Source organism: Corynebacterium sp. Marseille-P8863 (genome assembly GCF_946902955.1).
Taxonomy (GTDB): Bacteria; Actinomycetota; Actinomycetes; order Mycobacteriales; family Mycobacteriaceae; genus Corynebacterium; species Corynebacterium gottingense.
Window position 1 is genome coordinate 199,721 of sequence record NZ_CAMPQC010000001.1, and the last position, 21,660, is coordinate 221,380.

A 21,660-nucleotide genomic window follows, 5' to 3' on the forward strand; every position below is an offset into this window, starting at 1 on the left:
CTACTGACCCAGCGCCTGGTTATTGGACTGGAATGCAGCGTCCTCGTTGTCGGACTCGTCCTCCTGCTCCGGCAGGTGCACGTCGTGCACGGTGACGTCGACGCGGTCAACGATCAGGCCGGTCATGCGGGTCAGCGCGACGGTAACGTTCTCGCGGATCGCGTTCGCCAGCTCGTGGATAGCCACGCCGTACTCAGCGATGATCGCCACGGCGACGGAGGTGTGGCCGTCCTCGACAGCGACGTTGACGCCCTGCTGGACGTTGGTGGAGGAGGTCAGAGATTCGCGGACCGCGCCCCACATACGGGCAGCGCCGCCGCCCAGGTTGTACACGCCGGAGACCTCGCGTGCAGCGATGCCGGCGATCTTGCCCACGACGTTGTCATCGATGACGGTGGAGCCGGAGTCGGACTCCAGGTTCTCGTTGCGCGGACGGGTCTGCTCGGCGTCCACGGCGGTCGAGGTGGAGTCGGTGGGGGCAGGGGTGTTCTCGTTCAGAGTGTGATCGGCCATGACTGGTCCTTCCTTCACTGCGTTTTGTAGCTGTAGCAAAATCGGCCCGTTCCACCTGCGTACAAGCGATGAACTGATGGATGAGCGGGCTCAGCAAACAAGGGTACACATTTTCCGCGCCGAGGCTCCGGGCGTTGAGGAGACCCGGCACGAATTGGTATCAAGTTGCAATCTTTGGGGTGGCGGGATGAGGGGAAGGTGGTGGCGTCGAGAAGCGAAAAAGCTCGGGCTTGCGTAAATGGGGAGGACGTGTTTTAATACTCGGGTTGCCGAAACATGGCGCGCAAGCGCGATGGTCCGGTGAACATGACACCTTCGGTTGAAGGACCTGCCTCGAAATGCGGGCAGGACCGGAGAAGGCGCCATGGCAAATAAACAGCGGCAGTACGCAAGGGTCACGCACCCTTCCGAGTCTTGCACCCCGGCACGCGCCGAGGCGGAAGCACTGACTTGCAGCGCGCAGTTATTTGCTAGCGCCTTGTCACCTTCCGGAAGTGTCAAGAAGTCAATGAAACGACACTGGCGTTGAGCCATGGGCCCAGCCCGGACAACGTTATAGAGAAACTAGAAGCTACAAACCCCACCGCTTCGTCTTTGCCTCGTTCAACTACGAGCGAGGCGGGAATTGAAAGTGGGGATGCGAGGAAGAGGTAAGCGTGGCGGGACAGAAGATCCGCATCAGGCTCAAGGCCTACGACCACGAGGCGATCGACGCATCTGCGAAGAAGATCGTTGCTACGGTCACCCGCACGGGTGCCCGCGTCGTTGGACCGGTGCCGTTGCCCACCGAAAAGAACGTGTACGCCGTTATTCGTTCTCCCCACAAGTACAAGGACTCTCGCGAGCACTTCGAGATGCGCACTCACAAGCGCCTCATCGACATTCTCGATCCGACGCCGAAGACCGTTGACGCGCTCATGCGCATCGACCTTCCGGCAAGCGTCGACGTGAACATCCAGTAAGCAAGAGATCCCCAAAACGTTCAGTAGTGGAGAACTAATACATGTCTGAGAACCAGATCAAGGGCATTCTGGGTAAGAAGCTCGGCATGACCCAGGTCTTCGACGATGAGAACCGCGTAATCCCGGTGACCGTCGTCGAGGCTGGGCCGTGTGTGGTCACCCAGATCCGTACCAAAGAGACCGATGGCTACGACGCCATCCAGATTGCTTACGGCGACATTGACCCCCGTAAGTCCAAGAAGCCGCAGGCTGGCCACTTCAAGAAGGCTGGCGTGACGCCGCGTCGCGTTGTTGCGGAGATCCGCATGGACGATACCTCCGAGTACGAGGTCGGCCAGGAATACAACGCCACCATCTTCGACGGCGACGTGTTCGTCGACGTCGTCGGCACCACCAAGGGCAAGGGCTTTGCCGGCGCGATGAAGCGCCACGGCTTTGCCGGCCAGGGTGCCGCACACGGTAACCAGGCCTCCCACCGCCGCGTCGGCGGCATCGGTGGCTGTGCTACCCCGGGCCGTGTCTTCAAGGGCAAGCGCATGGCTGGCCGCATGGGCGGTAACCGCGTTACCACCCAGAACCTGAAGATCCAACGCATCGACGGCGACAACAATCTGATCCTGGTCAAGGGTGCAATCCCGGGCGCCAAGGGCAGCGTTGTTACCGTCAAGACCGCAGTGAAGGGCGGTGCTCACGCATGACGAACCTGACGCTTGACGTCCACACCGCTGACGGAAAGACCAACGGTTCCGTAGAGCTTCCGGCAGAACTTTTTGACCGCGAAGCTTCCATCCCGCTGCTGCACCAGGTTGTCACCGCACAGCTCGCAGCAGCTCGTCAGGGAACCCACGCCACCAAGACCCGCGCCGACGTGCGCGGCGGTGGTAAGAAGCCGTTCCGCCAGAAGGGCACCGGCCGTGCCCGCCAGGGTTCCATCCGCGCTCCGCAGTTCACCGGTGGCGGCACCGTTCACGGTCCGCAGCCGCGTTCCTACGCGCAGCGCACCCCCAAGAAAATGATTAAGGCAGCTCTCGTAGGTGCCCTCACCGACCGCGCGCGTAACGCACGCATCCACGTCGTTGAGGACCTGGTCCCGGGCCAGAAGCCCTCGACCAAGTCTGCACGCACCTTCCTGGAGCGCCTGACCGACCGTAAGTCCGTTCTGCTGGTGATCGGCCGCGATGACAACAACTCCCGTCTTTCCGCAAGGAACCTGCCGGGCGTCCACATCATCGAGCCGGGTCAGCTGAACACCTACGACGTGCTCAACGCAGACGACGTGGTCTTCTCGGTCGAGGCACTGCACACCTTCATCAACCGCGACGCGGCACAGGCTACCGCCACCGCTGCGGAGGAGGAGAAGTAAATGGCTAAGACTGTTAACCCGCGCGACATCATCATCGCCCCGGTCCTCTCCGAGAAGACCTACGCGCTGATGGAGCAGAACACCTACACGTTCTATGTCAGCCCGTCTGCTAACAAGACCCAGATCAAGATCGCCGTGGAAGAGATCTTCGGCGTCGACGTCGCTTCGGTGAACACCGCCAACCGTGAGGGCAAGCGCAAGCGCACCCGCACCGGCTACGGCAAGCGCAAGGACACCAAGCGCGCCTACGTCACTCTCCGCGAGGGCAGCGACTCCATCGACATCTTCGGCGGTGCAACCGCCTAACAGCGGCTGCTGCAGAAGACACCGATAGAAAAGGACACACTATGGCTATTCGTAAATACAAGCCGACAACTCCGGGTCGCCGTGCCAGCTCCGTTTCCGAGTTCGACGAGATCACTCGCTCGACCCCGGAAAAGTCGCTGCTGCGCCCGCTCCCGAAGAAGGGTGGCCGTAACACCCACGGCCACATCACCACTCGTCACCGCGGCGGCGGCCACAAGCGTCGCTACCGCGTCATCGACTTCCGCCGTTCCGATAAGGACGGCGTGCTGGCAAAGGTCGCTCACATCGAGTACGACCCGAACCGCACCGCAAACATTGCACTGCTCCACTACTACGACGGTGAGAAGCGCTACATCATTGCGCCGAAGGGCCTGAAGCAGGGCACCGTGATCGAGTCGGGCGCTAACGCGGACATCAAGGTTGGCAACAACCTTCCGCTGCGCAACATCCCGACCGGTACCACCATCCACGCTGTGGAGCTCAAGCCCGGTGCTGGCGCCAAGCTTGCCCGTTCCGCTGGTTCTTCGATCCAGTTGCTGGGTAAGGAAGGCTCCTACGCCGTGCTGCGCATGCCGTCCTCCGAGATCCGTCGCGTGGACATCCGCTGCCGCGCAACGGTGGGCGAGGTTGGCAACGCTGACCAGATCAACATCCGTTGGGGCAAGGCCGGCCGTATGCGCTGGAAGGGCTGGAGGCCCACTGTCCGCGGTGTTGTCATGAACCCGGTCGACCACCCGCACGGTGGTGGTGAGGGTAAGACTTCCGGTGGCCGTCACCCGGTTTCCCCGTGGGGCCAGAAGGAAGGCCGTACCCGCAACCCGAACCGTTACTCCAACAACATGATCGTGCGCCGTCGTCGCTCGAAGAACAAGAAGCGCTAAGAGGAGGTAAACAGACATGCCACGCAGCCTGAAGAAGGGCCCGTTCGTCGATGAGCACCTCCTCAACAAGGTGGATGCTCAGAACGAGGCCGGCACCAAGCAGGTCATCAAGACCTGGTCCCGCCGCTCGACCATTCTCCCCGATTTCATCGGACACACTTTCGCCGTCCACGACGGCCGTAAGCACGTCCCGGTGTTCGTCGACGAGTCCATGGTCGGTCACAAGCTCGGCGAGTTTGCACCAACCAAGACCTTCAAGGGTCACGTCAAGGTAGAGAAGGGACGTCGATAAGCAATGGCTGACACAATCACCACTGCATCCGCGACGGCCAAGTTCGTCCGCACTTCCCCGATGAAGGCCCGCCGCGTGCTGGCCCTCGTCCGCGGTAAGTCCGTATCTGAGGCACTCGCCATCCTGAAGTACGCGCCGCAGGCAGCGTCCAAGGATGTTGCGAAGGTTGTTGCTTCCGCAGCTGCCAACGCCGAGAACAACTTCGGTCTGGACCCGCGCACGCTCGTCGTGTCCGAGTGCTGGGCCAACGAAGGCCCCACTATGCGTCGCTACCAGCCGCGCGCCCAGGGCCGCGCCTTCCAGATCCGGAAGCGCACGTCCCACATCACCGTCGTTGTCGAGTCCAAGGAAGGGGCTAAGTAATGGGCCAGAAAATTCACCCACACGGCCTGCGCCTGGGTATCACCGCTGACTACAAGTCCCACTGGTACGCCGACAAGAACTACGCAGATTACGTCCACGAGGACATCAAGATCCGCGAATTCCTGTCCAAGGGCCTCGAGCGCGCCGGCATCGCCGACGTCAACATCGAGCGCACTCGCGACCGCGTCCGCGTCGACATTCACACCGCCCGCCCGGGCATCGTGATTGGCCGCCGCGGTGCTGAGGCTGACCGCATCCGCCGCGAGCTGGAGAAGCTCACCGGCAAGATGGTCGCCCTCAACATCCTCGAGGTCAAGAACGTTGACGCCAACGCGACCCTCGTTGCACAGTCCATCGCTGAGCAGCTGGTCAACCGCGTTGCGTTCCGTCGCGCAATGCGCAAGGCTATCCAGTCCGCAATGCGCAACCCGCAGGTCAAGGGCATCAAGGTGATGACCTCTGGCCGTCTGGGTGGCGCTGAAATGTCCCGCGTCGAGCGCTACCACGAAGGCCGTGTGCCGCTGCACACCCTGCGTGCGGAGATCGACTACGGCACCGCAGAAGCCCACACCACCTTCGGCGTCATCGGCGTCAAGGTCTGGATCTACAAGGGCGACGTTGTTGGCGGTGTCCGCGAGTCCGAGCTCAACGCTCCGTCCAACGAGCGCCGTGGCCGCGGCGACCGTCGCCCGCGTCGCGGCGGCCAGCGCCGCCAGCGCGCCGAGAAGAAGCAGGAGGGCTAAACACATGCTTATCCCTAAGCGCGTGAAGTACCGCCGCCAGCACCGCCCGAACCGTCGTGGCGTGTCCAAGGGCGGGAACACCATCAACTTCGGTGACTGGGGCCTGCAGGCACTCGAGCCGGCCTACATCACCAACCGTCAGATTGAGGCATCCCGTATTGCCATCAACCGCCACGTCAAGCGTGGCGGCAAGGTCTGGATCAACATCTTCCCGGACCGCCCGCTGACCCAGAAGCCGCTCGGCGTGCGTATGGGTTCCGGTAAGGGCCCGGTGGAGAAGTGGGTTGCCAACGTGAAGCCGGGTCGCATCCTTTTCGAGATGTCCTACCCGAATGACGAGGTTGCCATCGAGGCTCTGCGTCGTGCAGCTGCGAAGCTTCCGTGCAAGACTCGCATCATCAAGAAGGAGGACCAGTACTAATGGCGAACGGTACCCCCGCATCTGAGTTCCGCGAACTCACCGATGAAGAGCTGAAGAGCCGCCTGTCCGACGCGAAGGAAGAGCTGTTCAACTTGCGCTTCCAGCTCGCGACCGGCCAGCTGACCAACAACCGCCGCATCTCCACCGTGAAGCGCGACATCGCACGCATCTACACCGTGCTGCGCGAGCGAGAGCTCGGCCTGTCCGTCGTCCCGGGAGCTGAGGCTTAATCATGAGTGAGGCAAACGTGACTGAACAGAACACCCAGAAGGCAGTGCAGAAGCGCCGCCGCGGCTACGTCGTGTCCGACAAGATGGACAAGACCATCGTTGTAGAGGTCGAGGACCGCAAGTCCCACGGCCTGTACAGCAAGATTGTCCGCACGACCAACCGCGTCAAGGCTCACGACGAGGACAACACCGCCGGCGTCGGCGACCTGGTCCTCATCGAGGAGACCCGCCCGCTGTCCAAGGACAAGCACTTCCGTCTCGTCGAGATCGTCGAGAAGGCTCGCTAGTCCCTAGCGGACCCCGCACCAACCGCACCCTCTCCAAGGGGGTGCGGTTTTTGCATGCTTATCGACGCCACCGTGGCGGGCAAGTAGGCGTCGATAGGCATCTGCCCGGGCGCGGTACTACAGTGTGAACGTCGCTGACCTCGAGACCAGGAGGACCTGATGCCTGTGGAAACGCTGACCGCCCAGACCGGCGAGCGCTACGCGCCCCGGCCAACAGTGTGGGAGGCGCTGCGAACGCCGCGGATCCTGAGCAAGGAGGTGCTGGCCGGGCTCGTCGTGGGCCTGGCGCTGATTCCGGAGGCGATCAGCTTCTCCGTGATCGCGGGCGTGGACCCCAAGGTGGGGCTGTACTCGTCGTTCATCATGGCGACGGTCACGGCGATAGTTGGCGGGAGGCCGGCCATGATCTCGGCGTCGACCGGCGCGGTCGCACTCGTGGTCGCGCCACTCGTGCGCGCGCACGGCTACGACTACCTGCTGGCCACGATCATGCTCGCCGGCGTGTTCCAGATTGTGCTGGCGCTGCTCGGGGTGGCCAAACTGATGCGGTTCATCCCGCGCAGCGTCATGGTGGGCTTTGTGAACTCGCTGGCCATCATGGTCTTTTCGGCGCAGCTGCCCGAGCTGTTCGGCGTCCCCGCCGCCGTCTACCCGCTCGTCGCACTCGGCCTGGTCATCGTGATTGCCATGCCGCGCATCACGGAAGCGGTGCCGCCGCCGCTCGTGGCCATCGTGGTGGTCAGCGCGGTAGTGATCGGGTTTGGCATCGACGTGCCAACCGTGGGGGACCGCGGCGAGCTACCGCGCTCCCTGCCGCACATGGTGGTGCCGCAGATCCCGTGGGAACTGGACACGCTCAAGGTGGTGGCCCCGTACGCGCTGGCGGTGGCGCTGGTGGGGCTCATGGAGTCGCTACTGACGGCGAAACTCATCGATGAGATCACGGATACCCACTCCAGCAAGACCCGCGAGGGGATCGGGCAGGGGGCCGCGAACATGGTCTCCAGCCTCTTCGGCGGTATGGGCGGCTGCGCTGTGATTGGGCAGTCCATGATCAACGTCAAGGCGTCGGGCGCGCGCACCCGCGTGTCCACCTTCCTCGCCGGCACGTTCCTGCTTGGGCTGATGCTGCTGCTCAATGAGCTGGTCGGCCAGATCCCCATGGCGGCGCTCGTGGCCGTGATGATCATGGTGGCCATCGGCAGTTTTGACTGGCACTCGGTGCGCCCGTCCACGCTGCGCAAGCTCCCGCTGTCTGAGACGGTCATCATGGCGCTTACCGTGGTCGTGGTGATCCTGACGGGCAACCTGGCCATCGGCGTGGTGGTCGGCGTGCTCGCGGCGTCCGTGGTGTTCGTGCGTAACGTGGCGCACCTGGTGGAGGTCACCCGCGAGGAGGTCGACGGTGAGGCGCGCTACGCGGTGCGCGGCCAGCTCCTGTTCGCGTCTTCGAACGACTTGACCACGCTGTTTCGGTACTCCGCCGACCCGGAACGGGTGGTGGTGGACCTCAGCGAGGCCACCCTATGGGATGCGTCCACGATCGCTGCGCTGGATTCCATCGAGCAGCGCTACGCCCAGTACGGGAAGACGGTGACCTTCGTGGGGATGGGCGAGCGTTCGAGCGCGTTCCACGGGAAATTGACTGGCGTGATGGGGTAGGGGACGCGGAGGTACCGGCGAACTGGCTGTTGGGGGTGAAGCCACCGCGCACCGCTTTTCTACCGGTACGATCGGGGGTAATTGGCGCAGCCGCGCCGCCCCTACTGCAAAGGACGGTTTTATGAGTACGCAGACCACCCATGCCGAGATTCTGGTCGCGGGCTTCGGCATGGTTGGGCACCGTTTTGCCCAAGAGCTTTCGGCGCGGCGCCCGGACGCGCAAATTACCATCATCAACCGCGAAACTGAGGACTACGCGTACGACCGTGTGCAGCTCTCTAGCTACGTGGGCAACTGGGACCGCGAGGCGCTCTACCTCGACCGTCTCCCGGAAAATGTCACCGTGGTGCCGGGACGCGCGGTGTCGATCAAGCCTGAGGCGAAGGAGCTTGTGCTTGACGACGGCCGCGTGTTCGCATACCAAGAGCTCGTCCTTGCCACCGGCTCGCGCGCGTTCGTGCCGCGCCTCCCGGGCAATGAGCTGCCACAGGTGCACGTGTACCGCACGCTCGACGACATGGACGGCATCCGCGCCGCGATCGAGGGCGTGGTGGGCACGCACGGCGAAGCGACCGCCGTGGTGATTGGCGGTGGCCTCCTTGGGCTTGAGGCGGCAGGCGCTGCTCAGCACATGGGCGCGAAAACACACGTTGTAGAAATGGCCCCGCGGCTCATGCCGTTGCAGGTGGATGACGCAGGCGGCGAGATGCTCTCGCAGGCGATCCGCCAGATGGGCGTGGACGTCCACGTCGGGGTGACCAGTCGCGCCATCGAGCCGTCGACGCAGCGCGAGGGGGCCGTCGTGTTGGACCTGGGTGACGACGGGCAGATCGAGACCGACCTGGTGATCTTCTCCGCCGGCATCCGCCCGCGCGACACGATGGGCCCGGACGCTGGCCTGGAACTGGGGCCGCGCGGCGGCTTCCTCACCGACCGCCAGTGCCGAACCTCCATCGAGCACATCTCCGCCATCGGCGAGTGCGCAGCGGTGGATGGCAAGACGTACGGACTGGTCGCGCCCGGCAACACCATGGCGGAGATTGTGGCCGCACGCCTGGCGGGGGAAGAAGGTCCTGATTTCGAGGACCCGGATATGTCCACCAAGCTCAAGCTCATGGGCGTGGACGTCGCCTCCTTCGGCGACGCGTTCAATGCCGACGAGGGCCACAAGGAGCTGCATATCCAGGACCCGGTCTCGGGCGTGTACAAGAAGCTCATCCTGGATGCGGAAGGCAAGCGCCTCATCGGCGGAATTTTGGTCGGCGAGGCCTCGAACTACTCGATGCTGCGCCCGATGGTTGGCTCCGAGCTGCCGGGCGACCCGGTGAGCCTCATCGCGCCGGAATCCGGGGCGGGCACCACCGCGATTGGCGCGGGTGATCTGCCGGATGACACTCAGATCTGTTCCTGCAACAACGTGTCCAAGGGTGAAATCCGTGCGGCCATCGGCCAGGGGTGCCACTCGGTGGAAACGCTCATGGGCGCGACCCGCGCCGGCACCTCGTGTGGTTCGTGTATCCCACTGCTCAAGGGCATTTTGGAAGCCGAAGGCATTGAGCAATCGAAGGCTGTGTGCCCCCACTTCCAGCAATCGCGTGCCGAGCTCTTCGAAATCGCCCGCTCCACCGGTATTACGGACTTCCCGACCTTCATTGAGCGCTTCGGCACCGGCGGTGGCTGCGAGGTGTGCAAGCCAACGTTCGCGAACATTGTGGCGTCCATGCACACCGAAAATCACGTGCTCGACGGGGCGACCGCCGGTCTGCAGGACACGAACGACCGCATGCTGGGCAACATGCAGAAGAACGGGACCTATTCCGTGATCCCGCGCCAGCCGGCAGGCAACGTGACCCCGGCACAGCTGCAGGAGATGGGGCGCATCGCCGAGGACTTCGGCCTCTACCTCAAAATCACCGGTGCCCAGCGTATCGCCATGTTCGGCGCGCGCACCGAAGATCTGCCTGAGATCTGGCGCCGCCTGATCGACGTGGGGATGGAGTCCGGTCAGGCGTACGGCAAGTCCCTGCGCGCGGTGAAATCGTGCGTGGGTACGGACTGGTGCCGCTACGGCCAGCAGGATTCGGTGGCCATGGCGATTAACCTGGAGCTGCGCTACCGCGGTCTGCGTTCGCCACACAAGCTGAAGATGGGCGTTTCGGGCTGCGCCCGCGAGTGCGCGGAGGCACGTGGCAAGGATATTGGCGTGATTGCTACCGAGCAGGGTTGGAACCTGTACGTGGGTGGTAATGGTGGCGCGACGCCGCGCCAGGCCGAGCTGCTGGCCAAGGACCTCACCGAAGAAACCCTGATCCGCTACATCGACCGCTACCTGGCCTTCTACATCCGCAACGCCGATCGTCTGCAGCGCACCGCCGCCTGGCAGGCCGAGGTTGAGGGCGGATTGGACCACATCCGCGATGTGGTGGTGGATGACTCGTTGGGTATCGCCGATGACCTGGAGGCGTTCATGGACCACCACGTGGCCAACTACTCCGACGAGTGGCAGGACGTGCTCAACGACCCGGAGAAACTCAAGCGCTTCGTGTCCTTTATCAACGCGCCGGATATGCCGGACCCGACGGTGCAGTTCGAGGAGCACCCGCAAGGTGGCCGCAAGGTCCCGCTGATGACCCCGACCATCGGCGCGGCGAACTAGCCCGCGCGTATCACCTGAGAGAGGGAGAAAACCAATGGCAGACACAGTGATTTGTGCACTGAAGGACCTTTCGGTGGGCGTGGGCGCTGCGGCGCTGCTGCCCGGTGAGGTGCAGGTGGCGGTCTTCCGCCTCCACGCCGCCGATGGCGAGCAGCTGTACGCGGTGGACAATATCGATCCGTACACCGGCGCCGGCGTGCTCTCGCGCGGTATCGTGGGGGAGGTCGATGGGCGCCCCACGATTGCTTCGCCGTTGCTCAAGCAGAGGTTCTATCTTGACGACGGTGCATCGTTGCAGGGAGACAACCACACCATCACCACGTACGCGGTCCGGGTGGACGGCGAGGGCGACAACGCAAAGGTTGTCGTATCCAATTAAGCGCGCGCGAACTCGGAGCAATGGTGTACCCCGTGTATTCTGGTCGCTATGTGTGGAATCGTTGGATATATTGGTGACCCCGCGTCGGGCGAGCACGACGCCCTGGGCGTGATTATTGAAGGTTTGCGCAGGCTGGAGTACCGAGGGTACGACTCTGCTGGCGTCGCCGTGATGAGCGGCAACGCGATCGAGCACCGCAAGAAGGCGGGCAAGGTCGCAGACCTGGAGGCGGAGATTGAAAAGGCCCCGCTCCCGGGCTCCAACTTGGGCATTGGCCACACCCGCTGGGCCACGCACGGCGGCCCGACCGACGCGAACGCGCACCCGCACGTAGTGGGCAACGGCCGCCTCGCGGTGGTGCACAACGGCATCATTGAGAACTTCGCCTCCCTGCGCCACGAGCTGGAGGAGAAGGGCCACACCTTTATTTCCGAGACCGATACTGAGGTCGCCGCGACCGTCCTGCTCGATGTCTACGACAACGAGGCTGACGGCGACCTGACCAAGGCGATGCAGATCACCGCGAACCGCCTCGAGGGTGCCTTCACCCTGCTGGCCATCCACGCGGATCACCCGGACCGCATCGTCGCTGCGCGCCTGAACTCCCCGCTGGTCATCGGCCTGGGCGAGGACCGCAACTTCCTCGGTTCCGATGTTTCCGGCTTCATCGAGTTCACCCGCGACGCGGTGGAGATGGACAACGGCCAGATTGTCACCCTGACGGCGCACGATTACGAGATCACCTCCTTCGACGGCGAGCAGGCCGAGGGCAAGCCGTTCCGCGTTGAGTGGGACGTCACCGCAGCGGAAAAGGGCGGCTACAACTCCTTCATGGAGAAGGAGATCCACGACCAGCCGTCGGCAGTCCGCGACACGCTCTACGGTCGCTTCAACGAGGAGGGTGCCCTGACGCTGGACGAGCTGCGTATCGACGAATCGCTGCTCCGCTCCATCAACAAGATCATCATCGTCGCCTGCGGCACCGCCTCCTACGCGGGCCAGGTCGCGCGCTACGCTATCGAGCACTGGTGCCGCATCCCCACGGAGGTGGAGCTCGCGCACGAGTTCCGCTACCGCGACCCGATCGTCAACGAGCAGACCCTTGTGGTCGCCGTGTCCCAGTCCGGCGAGACCATGGACACCCTGATGGCCGTGCGCCACGCCCGTGAGCAGGGCGCGAAGGTCATCGCGATCTGCAACACCGTCGGTTCCTCCATTCCGCGCGAGTCCGACGCGGTCCTGTACACCTACGCCGGCCCGGAGATCGCCGTGGCGTCCACCAAGGCGTTTATCTCCCAGATTGTGGCGTCCTACCTGCTCGCCCTGTACCTGTCCCAGGTGCGCGGCGACAAGTACGCGGACGAGATCCGCGGCGTGGTGGATGAGCTGCAGGCCATGCCGGACAAGCTGCAGAAGGTCCTGGACAACGAGGACCAGGTCAAGCAGCTGGGCAAGGACCTGGCAAACGCCAAGTCGGTGCTGTTCCTGGGTCGCCACGTGGGCTTCCCGGTCGCGCTCGAGGGCGCGCTGAAGCTCAAGGAGGTCGCGTACCTGCACTCGGAGGGCTTCGCCGCCGGCGAGCTCAAGCACGGCCCGATCGCGCTCGTGGAGGAGGGGCAGCCGGTGTTCATCATCGTGCCCTCCAAGCACTCGCGCAATAACCTCCACGCCAAGGTCGTCTCCAACATCCAGGAGGTCCGCGCCCGCGGCGCCGTGACCATCGTGATCGCGGAGGAGGGCGACGAGGACGTCAACCAGTACGCCAACGAGGTCATCCGCATTCCGGCGTCCGCCGGCCTCATGCAGCCGATCCTGTCCACGGTGCCGCTGCAGATCTTCGCCTGCGCCGTTGCGGAGGCCCGCGGCCTGAACGTGGATCAGCCGCGCAACCTGGCCAAGTCTGTGACTGTGGAGTAGCAGCCGAAGCTAGCGCAGCGCACGCCCGCCCTGGAAGGCAAGAACGTCTTCCAGGGCGGGCGTTTCTGCTCCCGTGCGCGAGACGGTGAGCGCACCCGCGTGGGCGGCGAAGGACAAGATGTCCGCCCACTCGTCCTCCCGAAGCGCGAGGAGGCCCTCGCGGCCGAGCGCGCGGGCGACGTTGAACGGGCCGCCACCAAGCGCAGGCTGGAGCGGCCCGAGCGCGTCGGTGGTGGTGGGCACGAGGTCAACGCGGGCTTCGCCACACACGGTAATCATGCCCCTCACCCTAAACTATGCACCATGACGTACCGCCCCAAGTTTCACCTCAGCCCGCCCCAGGGCCGCCTCAACGACCCGAACGGGCTCACGCTGATCGGCGACGAGCTCCACGTGTTTTACCAGCACGACCCGGCCTTCCCGCACGGTCGGCGCCGCACTGGTTGGGGCCACGCGGTGACCAGGCTTGGCAGCGGCGAGTACTACCACCTGCCCGACGCGCTCTACCCGGATTTTCCGTACGACGCGGACGGCTGCTTTTCGGGGTCTTCGGTGGTGCACGACGGGCGCATGCGCCTGTTCTATACCGGAAACCTGGACGCCGACGCCGAGCACGAGCACCGCACGAGCCAGAACGTCGTGGAGGTGGAGGACATCCAGGGGCCGCTCGGCGGGACCTACCTGCGGCGCGCCGACAACCCGATCATCAACGGCTTCCCGGAGGGCTTCACCTCGGACTTCCGCGACCCCTACGTGACCCAGGCCCCGGACGGCTCGTGGCGGATGCTTATCGGCGCGCGCAGCGAGTCCAACAGGGGCGCGGTCGTGGTGTACACCTCCGACGATTTGGAGTCGTGGGAGTACGCCGGCCCGATCGAGTTCGTCGGCCTGGACTATAACACCGCGTCCGCCCACATGTGGGAGTGTCCGAACCTGGTGCGCATGACGGATCAGTCCACCGGCGAGGAGCTCGATGTGCTCGTCTTCTGCCCGCAGTTCGCGGACTCTGACGAGTGCGGCTACGTCGTGGGCCGTCTCGAAGGTCTGCGCTTCGAGGTCATCACGGGCTTTACCCCGCTGGACTACGGCCACCAGTTTTACGCCCCGCAGCTCATCAACTTCGGCCCCGGCGCACTCATGCTCGGCTGGATGGGCCTGCCCGCCCGCGACGACACGCCCACGCTCGCCGCGGAGGGGTGGGTGCACCAGCTCACGCTTCCCCGGGAGCTTTCGCTTATCGACGCCACCGTCCACACCACCCTCCGCCTCCCCAACAACGAAGACGAGATGGTCGTGTGGCGCAGCGAGCTCGGTGCCGAGCCGTGCTCGGCGCAGCTCGTCGACGTGGACGACAACGTCGGCGCGACCATCGCCTGGGCGCCGCACCCGGCCGCGACCACTGGTGCGGTCCGCGGCACGCTGTCCGTCACCGTCGACGGTTTCATGCGCTGGGCGGACTGCGCCCCAGGTGAGCTGGTGTGCACCGCGGACGGGGCGGCGCTTGAGGTCACCGGCGGTGGCGGGGAGGTAGCGTTCTCCTCGGCTGTGTTCGCACCTGACGCGAATGAGTGGGCCGGCTTCCGGGCCGGAGAATCAGCGATGTAGATCAACAGAGGAGGACGAAATGGAGCCGCTGAGCGCGCTGCTGTTGTTTGTGATGGCGATGATGGCGGGGGCGATCAATTCCGCGGTGGGCTCCGGCTCGCTGCTCACGCTTCCGGTGCTCATGGCGCTGGGGTTGCCGCCCGGGGTGGCGGTGCGCACGAATACGACGGGCATGGTGTTCGCGTCGTTCGGCTCGGTGATGGGGTACCGGAAGGAGATCAAACGGGAACTCCCGTACCTGGGGCCGATGATCGTAGTGACCATTTTGGCGTCCGGTACGGGCTCGTTGCTGTTGTTGTCGTCGCCGTCGAGCACGCTGGACTTTGTCGTGCCGGTGCTCATCGTGGTGGCGCTGCTCATGGTGATTTTCCAGCCGAAGCTCACCGCGTGGCTCGGGCAGCGAGCTGCGGCGGGGGCGCCGGGAGAGCCGGGCGGTGCTGTTGGCCAGGCGTGGAAGCGCCCCCAGCTGATCGCGCCGATGGGGGCCGCCGCCGTCTACGGGGGCTACTTCACCGCCGCGCAGGGGATCTTGTACATGGCCATTATGTCCGTGGCGACGGGGCGTTCGCTCAAGGACGTCAACCCGGTGAAGAACTTCTTGTCCCTGTTTGTCAACATCACCGCGGCGCTGGTCTACCTCGTTGCGTGGGCGTTCTTCGGGGCGGAGATTGTGTGGCTCGGGGTGCTCATCGTTGCCGCGGGCGGCCTGATCGGCGGCGTGGGCGGATCGCAAATAGCAAAGCGCCTTCCAAACTCCGTACTGCGCGGCATCATCGTCGTGGTGGCGTTGGTGGCGCTTGTGCGGCAGTTTGTGTAGGCGCTTGGGAAAAGGGCGCATCCGCGCCCCGGGGGAGAGTAATTAGACCGTCTTGTGGCCGATTGGGAAGCTGCGCAGCGGGGAGACGCCGCGGTTCAGCCAGGCGTAGACGCCGCCCATGATGAGGCCGCCGCCGACGTAGTTGCCCAGCCAGACGAACAGCCAGTTGGACAGGCCGTTGGCCAGGGTGAAGCCCTCGAAGTGCTCCGGGCCGATGCCGTAGCCGGAGAGGGAGAAGATGACGAAGGACGCGATGGAGTGCTCGTAGCCCATCGCTGCGAAGGACGGGATGACCAGCACGATGGCGATGAGCTTCGCGCTAAAGTCCTTTCCGGCCTGGACTGCCATGAGGATGCCGATGTTCACCACGGCGTTCGCGAAGATGCCCTCCAGGAAGAGGTGCGCCGGGTCCTTGGCCAGCTTGCCCGCGGTGGCGCCGTAGAGGAAGTTCTCTGCGGTGACGGTGTCGAACGCGGTCGTCTTGGTGATGAAGTACGCGGTGATCAGAACGCCGAGCAGGTTGAACAGCGTGCACACGACGACGGCGAAGAACGCTTTGAACCCGGGGACGCGACCGGTGATGGTGCCGTAGGTGGCGTACATCATGTTGCCGGTGGCCAGCTCGGCACCGAGGACGATGATGATGTAGAGGGCGGTTGCGAAGATTGGGGCGAAGACATACTTACCGAAGCCGGGGAGCTGGGCCTCGACCGAGGTCGCTGCGACAGCGGCGAACGCGGTGATGATAGTGAGGAACATGCCGGCGAGCATGGAACGTACGGCGAACTTGGGGAGTTCGTGGGTGAAAAGGTACGCCTTAAAGCCGATTGATTCGGCCAATGTGCTGTCGAAGTTCATAGGTAACACCATACGTGGTTTAAGCTGCGCAATGCTAATTCTGCGCAGGTGATCCTCGCCACCGTGCCCCCGCTATTGCCCCCGTTGCGGGCATGGCCGAGAACCGGGAGGATCGGCACCGCGACAATGGTACCGGATTTGGATTTCGGGCGCATATCGTGCTTTAATACTGCAGTTGTCTCTCGCTGGTCGGGTTATAAGCGCGTTTCCGAGCTGAAAATCCGAGACCCTTCGACACCAGCTTGCGGCTTAAGGGCCGGGGCGGTGTTCGTCGATAAGCGAAGGCATGCAAGTAAGCACATGACCACGTGCGTACAGGACGGAAATCTGACGCACATCGATCCAGGTCAGGAGACCAACTGTGATTCAGCAAGAATCGCGTCTGAAGGTCGCCGACAACACTGGTGCACGCGAGCTGCTGTGCATCCGCGTTCTTGGCGGTTCTGTTCGACGCTTCGCCGGTATCGGCGACACGATCGTCGCCTCTGTGAAGGAAGCTACCCCGGGTGGCAACGTCAAGGAGGGTGAGGTTGTCAAGGCCGTCATCGTCCGCGCCACCAAGGAGACCCGTCGTCCGGACGGCTCCTACATCTCCTTCGACGAGAACGCTGCCGTTCTGATCAAGAACGACACCGAGCCGCGCGGTACCCGTATCTTCGGCCCCGTTGCTCGCGAGCTGCGCGACAAGAAGTTCATGAAGATTGTTTCTCTCGCACCGGAGGTGATCTAACTTATGAAGATCAAGAAGGGCGATATGGTCCAGGTCATCTCTGGCAAGGACAAGGGCGCGCAGGGCAAGGTCATCGAGGCCTACCCGAAGCGTGACAAGGTCCTCGTCGAGGGCGTGAACCGTGTGAAGAAGCACGTTGCAAACTCGTACAACGAGCGCGGCGCCGAGTCCGGCGGCATCGTCACCCAGGAAGCACCGATCCACGTGTCCAACGTGATGGTTCTGGATTCCGACGGCAACCCGACTCGCGTCGGCTACCGTTTTGACGAGGACGGCAACAAGGTCCGCGTAGCCAAGTCGAACGGGAAGGACATCTAGCATGAGCGAGAACTACACCCCGCGTCTGAAGACCCGCTACCAGGACGAGATCCGCACCCAGCTGAACGAGAAGTTCAGCTACGACAATGTCATGCAGATCCCGGGCCTGACCAAGATTGTTGTCAACATGGGTGTTGGCGACGCCGCGCGTGACTCCAAGGTCATCAACGGCGCACTCGAGGACCTCACCGCGATCACCGGCCAGAAGCCGCAGATTCGTCGCGCGAAGAAGTCCATCGCTAACTTCAAGCTCCGTGAAGGCATGCCGATCGGCGCGAAGGTCACCCTCCGCGGCGACCGTATGTGGGAGTTCCTGGACCGTCTCCTGACGGTCGCGCTTCCGCGTATCCGCGACTTCCGTGGCCTGAACGACAAGCAGTTCGACGGTGCAGGTAACTACACCTTCGGCCTGACCGAGCAGACCATGTTCTACGAGATCGACATTGACAAGATCGATCGCGTCCGCGGCATGGACATCACCGTCGTCACCACCGCGACGAACGACGACGAGGGTCGCGCGCTGCTGACGCACCTCGGCTTCCCGTTCGCCGACAAGGACGGCAAGATGAAGCGCGCATAAGCGCTTGCTTGATCGCTTGACGACGATGCCCCCGGCTTGGAGCCGGGGGCATTTTCGCGTTGGTGGGGTGGCAGCGCATTGGGAGGGCGCCTACTGGGTGTGAGAGATTTCTGACGTTTCCCGGAGGGGCGCCGCGTTTCACCAGGTGGCGCGGTCTAGGCCGTTGGCTGCGCGGGAAATTTTACGCATTCTCGTCATTCGGGGGCGCCCCAAGAGACGCGACAAAGCGCCCGCCGTAGGGAGAGAGCGCGCCGCCTACCCGCGGGCGAGCGCCACCCGGTCGGCGAAGCGGGCGTAGTCCTCGCGGATCTGGCCGAGCGGTGCCACCACGGTGTCCTCGCTGGCCACGGCGATCTCTCGCCGCAGCGCCGCCTTCGTGCGCCTGCGCACCCCGGAACCGAGCACCCCGCCGAACACGGCACTGACCAGGCCGATCACCAGCCCGGTGAGCAGCCCCGCCATGATGAGGAGGGTGGGGATGGGCCAGCCCTCGACGTCCGGGACCAGGTCGCCGCCGAGCAGCGGCGTAAGGACGCCGGGGACGAGGGCGACAAGCAAGTACCAGAGGACGCCGACGAGCGCGGCGACGAGCGCGAGCCACTGGATCAAGGTGAGGAGCGACCACGCCTTCGACGGTTGCGCCGGGACGCGCGTGCGGGCGACGGCGCGGTCGAGCTCCGCGGGGAGTTGCTCGGCGACCCCACCGGCCCGATCCGACACGGCGACGGCCCACTGGGGCGGCAACCCCTGCGACACCGCCTCCGCGTACTCGCGCACGCCCCGGTTGGACACCGCCTTCGAGGCGGCGTCCAGTTCCGGGAGGGAGGAGCGGTGAACGCCGAGCTCGTCGGCGTCGTCACGCACGCCCATCCGTCTGAGCGGGTCCGGCCGGAAGCGGGTGATCCAGGAGGTTAGCAGCCAGCCGGTGCGCTCGTGCAGGCGCTTGCGGTACGCCGCGGCGGCCTTGTCGGCGATGCGGTCGGCGCTCGTCGCCTCGGCGAGCGTGGCGTCCATGTCGCGCTTCGCGTGCTTGTCCGGCCGCGATTGCTTCTCCTGCTTGGCCAGCTGTTTGCCGGAGGCGGCCGGGATGAGGTCCGCGGTGGCGGAGTGGATGTCGGCCTCGATGCGGGCGGACTGTGCCGTGTGGGCGCGGGCGACGCGGGTGATGGCGTCGCGTAAATCGTCGAGGCCAGCGCCGGTCCGGGTGGAGGTGGGGATGACGTGGGCGTTGGAGAGGCCGTCGTCAAGCAAGAGGCCCTTGAAGGAGGCGCTGACGGTGGGGATGTCGCCCTCGGCCAGCAGGTCCGACTTGTTCAGCACCGCGAGGGTCACCGCGGCGTGGTCCGCGTGGGGGCGGATGAACTGCTCGTGGATGACGCTGTCGGCGTACTTTTCGGGGTCAGACACCCACACAAGCACGTCCACCTGTCCGGCGAGACGCTCCGCAATCGCGCGGTTGGAAGCCTCCACTGAGTCGAAATCTGGCAGATCGAGCAGGATAAGCGGGCCCGCGCCAGGGGCGAACTCGCCGCCGCGGGCGCGGCGGTCTTCCACGCCGAGCCAGTCGAGCAGCTCCTCGGAGCCCACGGGCTCCCACACCGCGGCGAGCGGCGAGGAGGTGGTGGGGCGGCGCGCGGCGGCCTTGCCCAGGTCCTCGCCGACGATGGCGTTGAACAGCGAGGTCTTGCCCGAGCCGGTCGCGCCGAAGAAGCCGACGACGGTGTGTTCGGCAGACAGGGCGCGTCGTTCGGCGCCGGCGCGGGCGACCTTCTCGAGGCGCTCGCGCTGCGCGGGGGAGAGGTAGGGGCGGCCGATCTCCGCGGCCTGCCCGAGCGCGTCGAGCCGCTCGCCGAGCGGTGCCTTCGAGCTAAACAGCGCCATCGGTGCCCCCGTCCTGCCCGTCCGGGCGCGTGAACGTGCCGCGCAGCTGGTCCAGGAGGCCGCGCAGCTTTGAGTCGGCCTCGCCGGAGCTTTGTTGCTTGTCGACGCCACCCTCACCGCCCGCAACCGCCGGGAGGTTCGCCGGGGCGGGCAGGGCCTCCGGGAAGCGGGCGCTGGCCTGCGCGCGGGCCTGGCCTGCCGCCTCGCGCAGCTGGTCCGCGGTGGCGCCACGGTGCAGCGGGGCGGTGACGTCGCGGTAGCGGTTGCGCTCGGCCTCCATGAGCGCCTCGAGACGCTCGTTGAGGTCGGCCTTCGCCTCGGCTGCCATGCGGCGCACCGTGTCCTCGCCGAAGATGGCTTCCAGCATCTTCTGTCCCACCACTGCGGAACCGCCGGCGATAGCGACCTCGCCGCCGGTCAGCCCCGCGGTAGAGGCGAACACGACGAGCATCAGCGCGACGGTGAGCACGTTGAGGCCCAGCGACATCGCGCGTGCCCGCTGGCGCTTCTGGCCGGCGGTGTCCTGGATGCGTTCCAGCATGGCCTGCTGCCAGTCGCGGACGAGGCGGGCCGCGTCATCGGAGACGGTGGCGCTGGCGCGGGCCAGCGACGAGTCCGCCTGGGCGCGCAGCTCCGGGGCGACCGTGCCGACGTGGGACCAGGAGCGTGCGGCGGCGGTCTCGGCGGCGTCGATAAGCACTGCGTGCAGCCCGGTTTCAATCTCCGTTTCCACCTCGCGCAGCGGGGCGGGCTGGCCCGTGAAGAAGCTGCCCACCTTGTCTACTGCCTGGGAGAACCAGCGCTCGACGCCGCGGAAGACGTCCGAGGTGCCCACGACGTCCTGCCAGCGGTCCATGACCTCGGTGCGCAGGAGCTTGCCGTCGCTGGTCGCCTCGATGACGTGCTGGCTGGCGGCGCGGTACTGCTCTGAAATCGCCTGGTCCAGCTGGTTCGCAAACGCCTCCTGCTGCTCGCGGGCAGCAGTGAGCTTGTCGACGCGCCCGAGCGCCCCCGCCAGCGCACCCGCGACCGTCTTCCCGGCCACGTCGCGGCGCGCGGCGGTGTCGTTGGCCAGGGTGGACAGGTAGTCGCGCAGCGGGGCGACCACCTCGTTGGGCAGGAACTCGTCCGTGCCGGTGACGAAAGGGACGGTGAACACCGTCGCGCCCGTCAGCCCGGCCTGGTCCATCATGCGGCGCAGGTCCGCGGGGACGGTCTCGGCGGAGGACTCGTCGAGGCGGTTGAGCACCACGACCACCTCGATGCCGCGGCCGGCGGCGTCGTTGAGGAAGTTCCACACCAGCTGGTCCGCGTAGCGCGCGGGCGTGGTGACGAAGATCCACAGGTCCGCGGCCGCCAAGAGCTGGGAGGCCAGGGCCCTGTTGTGGTCGTCGATGGAGTCGAAATCGGGGGCGTCGACAAGCGCGAGGCCCTCGGGGATCTGTTCGGTGCGCACGATGCGCAGCGTGGTGGACTGCTCGTCGCCGGCGCCGTGGGAGCGGGCGAGGCCGGGCAGGACCTCCGGGGAGTTGAACCAGTCCGCGTTGGCGGGGTTGGCTACCAGGATCGGCTGGCGGGTGGTCGGGCGGATCACGCCCGGGTTGGATACGTGCTCCTGCAGGACCCCGTTGACCAGCGTGGACTTGCCGGATCCGGTGGAGCCGCCGATGACGGCCAGCAGTGGCGCGTCGAGGTTGCTCAGGCGGGGCAGGATGTAATCGTCGAACTGGTTGACCACGGCGCGGGCGTCGGCGGCTGCGGCGCTGTCGGTGGGGACGTCGGTGTCGGCGACCGCATCGCGGAGGTCACGGACGGCGCCGAGCAGGGCGGCGGCATCCGTCCCGTCGGCGGGAGCGGGGGAGGTGGGCGTATTCACGCCCACCATCTTGGCACAAC

At 65.3% G+C, this 21,660-nt stretch carries 25 protein-coding genes; 20 read left to right on the plus strand and 5 right to left on the minus strand.

Features of this window, described 5'->3' with window-relative positions; translation table 11 throughout:
* A complete protein-coding gene (locus OVO38_RS00960) occupies positions 1-513 on the minus strand; it encodes an Asp23/Gls24 family envelope stress response protein (protein ID WP_095535286.1) in 513 nt (170 codons plus the stop codon).
* A gap of 656 nt (positions 514-1,169) precedes the next feature.
* On the opposite strand from OVO38_RS00960, the gene rpsJ reads away from it, so the two are divergent.
* The 15 genes from rpsJ to glmS all read left to right on the plus strand — a co-directional run bounded on the left by rpsJ (position 1,170) and on the right by glmS (position 12,975).
* Positions 1,170-1,475, plus strand: coding sequence for a 30S ribosomal protein S10 (rpsJ, locus tag OVO38_RS00965; protein WP_038588232.1), 306 nt, complete (start codon positions 1,170-1,172; stop codon positions 1,473-1,475).
* A gap of 41 nt (positions 1,476-1,516) precedes the next feature.
* Positions 1,517-2,173, plus strand: coding sequence for a 50S ribosomal protein L3 (rplC, locus tag OVO38_RS00970; protein ID WP_095277962.1), 657 nt, complete (start codon positions 1,517-1,519; stop codon positions 2,171-2,173).
* Positions 2,170-2,838 carry a 50S ribosomal protein L4 gene (gene rplD, locus OVO38_RS00975; RefSeq protein WP_095277960.1) on the plus strand — a complete coding sequence of 223 codons (669 nt, stop codon included), beginning with the start codon at positions 2,170-2,172 and terminating at the stop codon, positions 2,836-2,838. Before rplC ends, rplD begins: the two co-directional genes overlap by 4 nt.
* Positions 2,839-3,144 carry a 50S ribosomal protein L23 gene (gene rplW / locus OVO38_RS00980; RefSeq protein WP_095277958.1) on the plus strand — a complete coding sequence of 102 codons (306 nt, stop codon included), beginning with the start codon at positions 2,839-2,841 and terminating at the stop codon, positions 3,142-3,144.
* Between the two features lie 41 nt (positions 3,145-3,185).
* A complete protein-coding gene (gene rplB, locus OVO38_RS00985) occupies positions 3,186-4,025 on the plus strand; it encodes a 50S ribosomal protein L2 (RefSeq protein ID WP_095277956.1) in 840 nt (279 codons plus the stop codon).
* 16 nt (positions 4,026-4,041) lie between these two features.
* The gene (gene rpsS, locus OVO38_RS00990; RefSeq protein WP_095277954.1) at positions 4,042-4,317 is read left to right on the plus strand and encodes a 30S ribosomal protein S19; all 276 of its coding nucleotides are present in this window, start codon (positions 4,042-4,044) and stop codon (positions 4,315-4,317) included.
* 3 nt (positions 4,318-4,320) lie between these two features.
* Complete coding sequence (rplV, locus tag OVO38_RS00995; protein WP_095277951.1) at positions 4,321-4,680, plus strand: 50S ribosomal protein L22; 360 nt, start codon at positions 4,321-4,323, stop codon at positions 4,678-4,680.
* Positions 4,680-5,423, plus strand: coding sequence for a 30S ribosomal protein S3 (gene rpsC / locus OVO38_RS01000; RefSeq protein WP_095277949.1), 744 nt, complete (start codon positions 4,680-4,682; stop codon positions 5,421-5,423). The genes rplV and rpsC overlap by 1 nt, the downstream gene beginning before the upstream one ends.
* A gap of 4 nt (positions 5,424-5,427) precedes the next feature.
* Positions 5,428-5,844 carry a 50S ribosomal protein L16 gene (rplP, locus tag OVO38_RS01005; protein ID WP_095277947.1) on the plus strand — a complete coding sequence of 139 codons (417 nt, stop codon included), beginning with the start codon at positions 5,428-5,430 and terminating at the stop codon, positions 5,842-5,844.
* On the plus strand, positions 5,844-6,074 hold the full coding sequence (gene rpmC, locus OVO38_RS01010) for a 50S ribosomal protein L29 (RefSeq protein ID WP_038588270.1): 231 nt from the start codon (positions 5,844-5,846) through the stop codon (positions 6,072-6,074). The genes rplP and rpmC overlap by 1 nt, the downstream gene beginning before the upstream one ends.
* A 2-nt stretch (positions 6,075-6,076) precedes the next feature.
* Positions 6,077-6,361 (plus strand): 30S ribosomal protein S17, encoded by a 285-nt coding sequence (gene rpsQ, locus OVO38_RS01015; protein WP_095277945.1) that lies wholly within the window; start codon positions 6,077-6,079, stop codon positions 6,359-6,361.
* A gap of 159 nt (positions 6,362-6,520) precedes the next feature.
* A complete protein-coding gene (locus OVO38_RS01020; protein WP_267207534.1) occupies positions 6,521-8,023 on the plus strand; it encodes a SulP family inorganic anion transporter in 1,503 nt (500 codons plus the stop codon).
* Positions 8,024-8,144: 121 nt separating this feature from the next.
* A complete protein-coding gene (gene nirB, locus OVO38_RS01025) occupies positions 8,145-10,679 on the plus strand; it encodes a nitrite reductase large subunit NirB (RefSeq protein ID WP_267207535.1) in 2,535 nt (844 codons plus the stop codon).
* A gap of 34 nt (positions 10,680-10,713) precedes the next feature.
* Positions 10,714-11,058 (plus strand): nitrite reductase small subunit NirD, encoded by a 345-nt coding sequence (nirD, locus tag OVO38_RS01030; protein WP_095537553.1) that lies wholly within the window; start codon positions 10,714-10,716, stop codon positions 11,056-11,058.
* Positions 11,059-11,106: 48 nt separating this feature from the next.
* Complete coding sequence (gene glmS / locus OVO38_RS01035) at positions 11,107-12,975, plus strand: glutamine--fructose-6-phosphate transaminase (isomerizing) (protein ID WP_267207536.1); 1,869 nt, start codon at positions 11,107-11,109, stop codon at positions 12,973-12,975.
* A gap of 9 nt (positions 12,976-12,984) precedes the next feature.
* Here glmS and OVO38_RS12415 read toward each other — a convergent pair whose 3' ends face one another.
* The gene (locus OVO38_RS12415; protein WP_369825014.1) at positions 12,985-13,254 is read right to left on the minus strand and encodes a hypothetical protein; all 270 of its coding nucleotides are present in this window, start codon (positions 13,252-13,254) and stop codon (positions 12,985-12,987) included.
* A gap of 24 nt (positions 13,255-13,278) precedes the next feature.
* Here OVO38_RS12415 and OVO38_RS01045 point away from each other — a divergent pair, with 24 nt between their 5' ends.
* Positions 13,279-14,580 (plus strand): glycoside hydrolase family 32 protein, encoded by a 1,302-nt coding sequence (locus OVO38_RS01045; RefSeq protein ID WP_267207537.1) that lies wholly within the window; start codon positions 13,279-13,281, stop codon positions 14,578-14,580.
* Positions 14,581-14,599: 19 nt separating this feature from the next.
* Positions 14,600-15,397, plus strand: a complete 798-nt coding sequence (locus OVO38_RS01050; RefSeq protein ID WP_267207538.1) for a sulfite exporter TauE/SafE family protein — start codon at positions 14,600-14,602, stop codon at positions 15,395-15,397.
* A gap of 42 nt (positions 15,398-15,439) precedes the next feature.
* On the opposite strand, the gene OVO38_RS01055 is transcribed toward OVO38_RS01050, so the two are convergent.
* Positions 15,440-16,255: a formate/nitrite transporter family protein gene (locus OVO38_RS01055; protein ID WP_158221603.1), complete on the minus strand. Its 816-nt coding sequence runs from the start codon at positions 16,253-16,255 to the stop codon at positions 15,440-15,442.
* A 361-nt stretch (positions 16,256-16,616) separates the two neighbouring features.
* Between OVO38_RS01055 and rplN the strand changes: the two genes are divergently transcribed.
* Genes rplN through rplE form a run of 3 tightly spaced genes read left to right on the plus strand, consistent with a single transcriptional unit; the run spans position 16,617 to position 17,883 of the window.
* Complete coding sequence (gene rplN / locus OVO38_RS01060; RefSeq protein ID WP_095277925.1) at positions 16,617-16,985, plus strand: 50S ribosomal protein L14; 369 nt, start codon at positions 16,617-16,619, stop codon at positions 16,983-16,985.
* A gap of 3 nt (positions 16,986-16,988) precedes the next feature.
* Positions 16,989-17,303: a 50S ribosomal protein L24 gene (rplX, locus tag OVO38_RS01065; protein ID WP_095277923.1), complete on the plus strand. Its 315-nt coding sequence runs from the start codon at positions 16,989-16,991 to the stop codon at positions 17,301-17,303.
* Position 17,304: 1 nt separating this feature from the next.
* Entirely contained in the window at positions 17,305-17,883 is a 579-nt protein-coding gene (rplE, locus tag OVO38_RS01070) for a 50S ribosomal protein L5 (RefSeq protein ID WP_095277921.1), read from the plus strand.
* A 255-nt stretch (positions 17,884-18,138) separates the two neighbouring features.
* Here the strand turns inward: rplE and OVO38_RS01075 are convergent, their stop codons facing one another.
* Together OVO38_RS01075 and OVO38_RS01080 are read right to left on the minus strand one after the other, a co-directional pair.
* The gene (locus OVO38_RS01075) at positions 18,139-19,764 is read right to left on the minus strand and encodes a GTPase (RefSeq protein ID WP_267207539.1); all 1,626 of its coding nucleotides are present in this window, start codon (positions 19,762-19,764) and stop codon (positions 18,139-18,141) included.
* Positions 19,751-21,640, minus strand: a complete 1,890-nt coding sequence (locus tag OVO38_RS01080; RefSeq protein WP_267207540.1) for a GTPase domain-containing protein — start codon at positions 21,638-21,640, stop codon at positions 19,751-19,753. Before OVO38_RS01080 ends, OVO38_RS01075 begins: the two co-directional genes overlap by 14 nt.
* Positions 21,641-21,660: the final 20 nt, after the last annotated feature.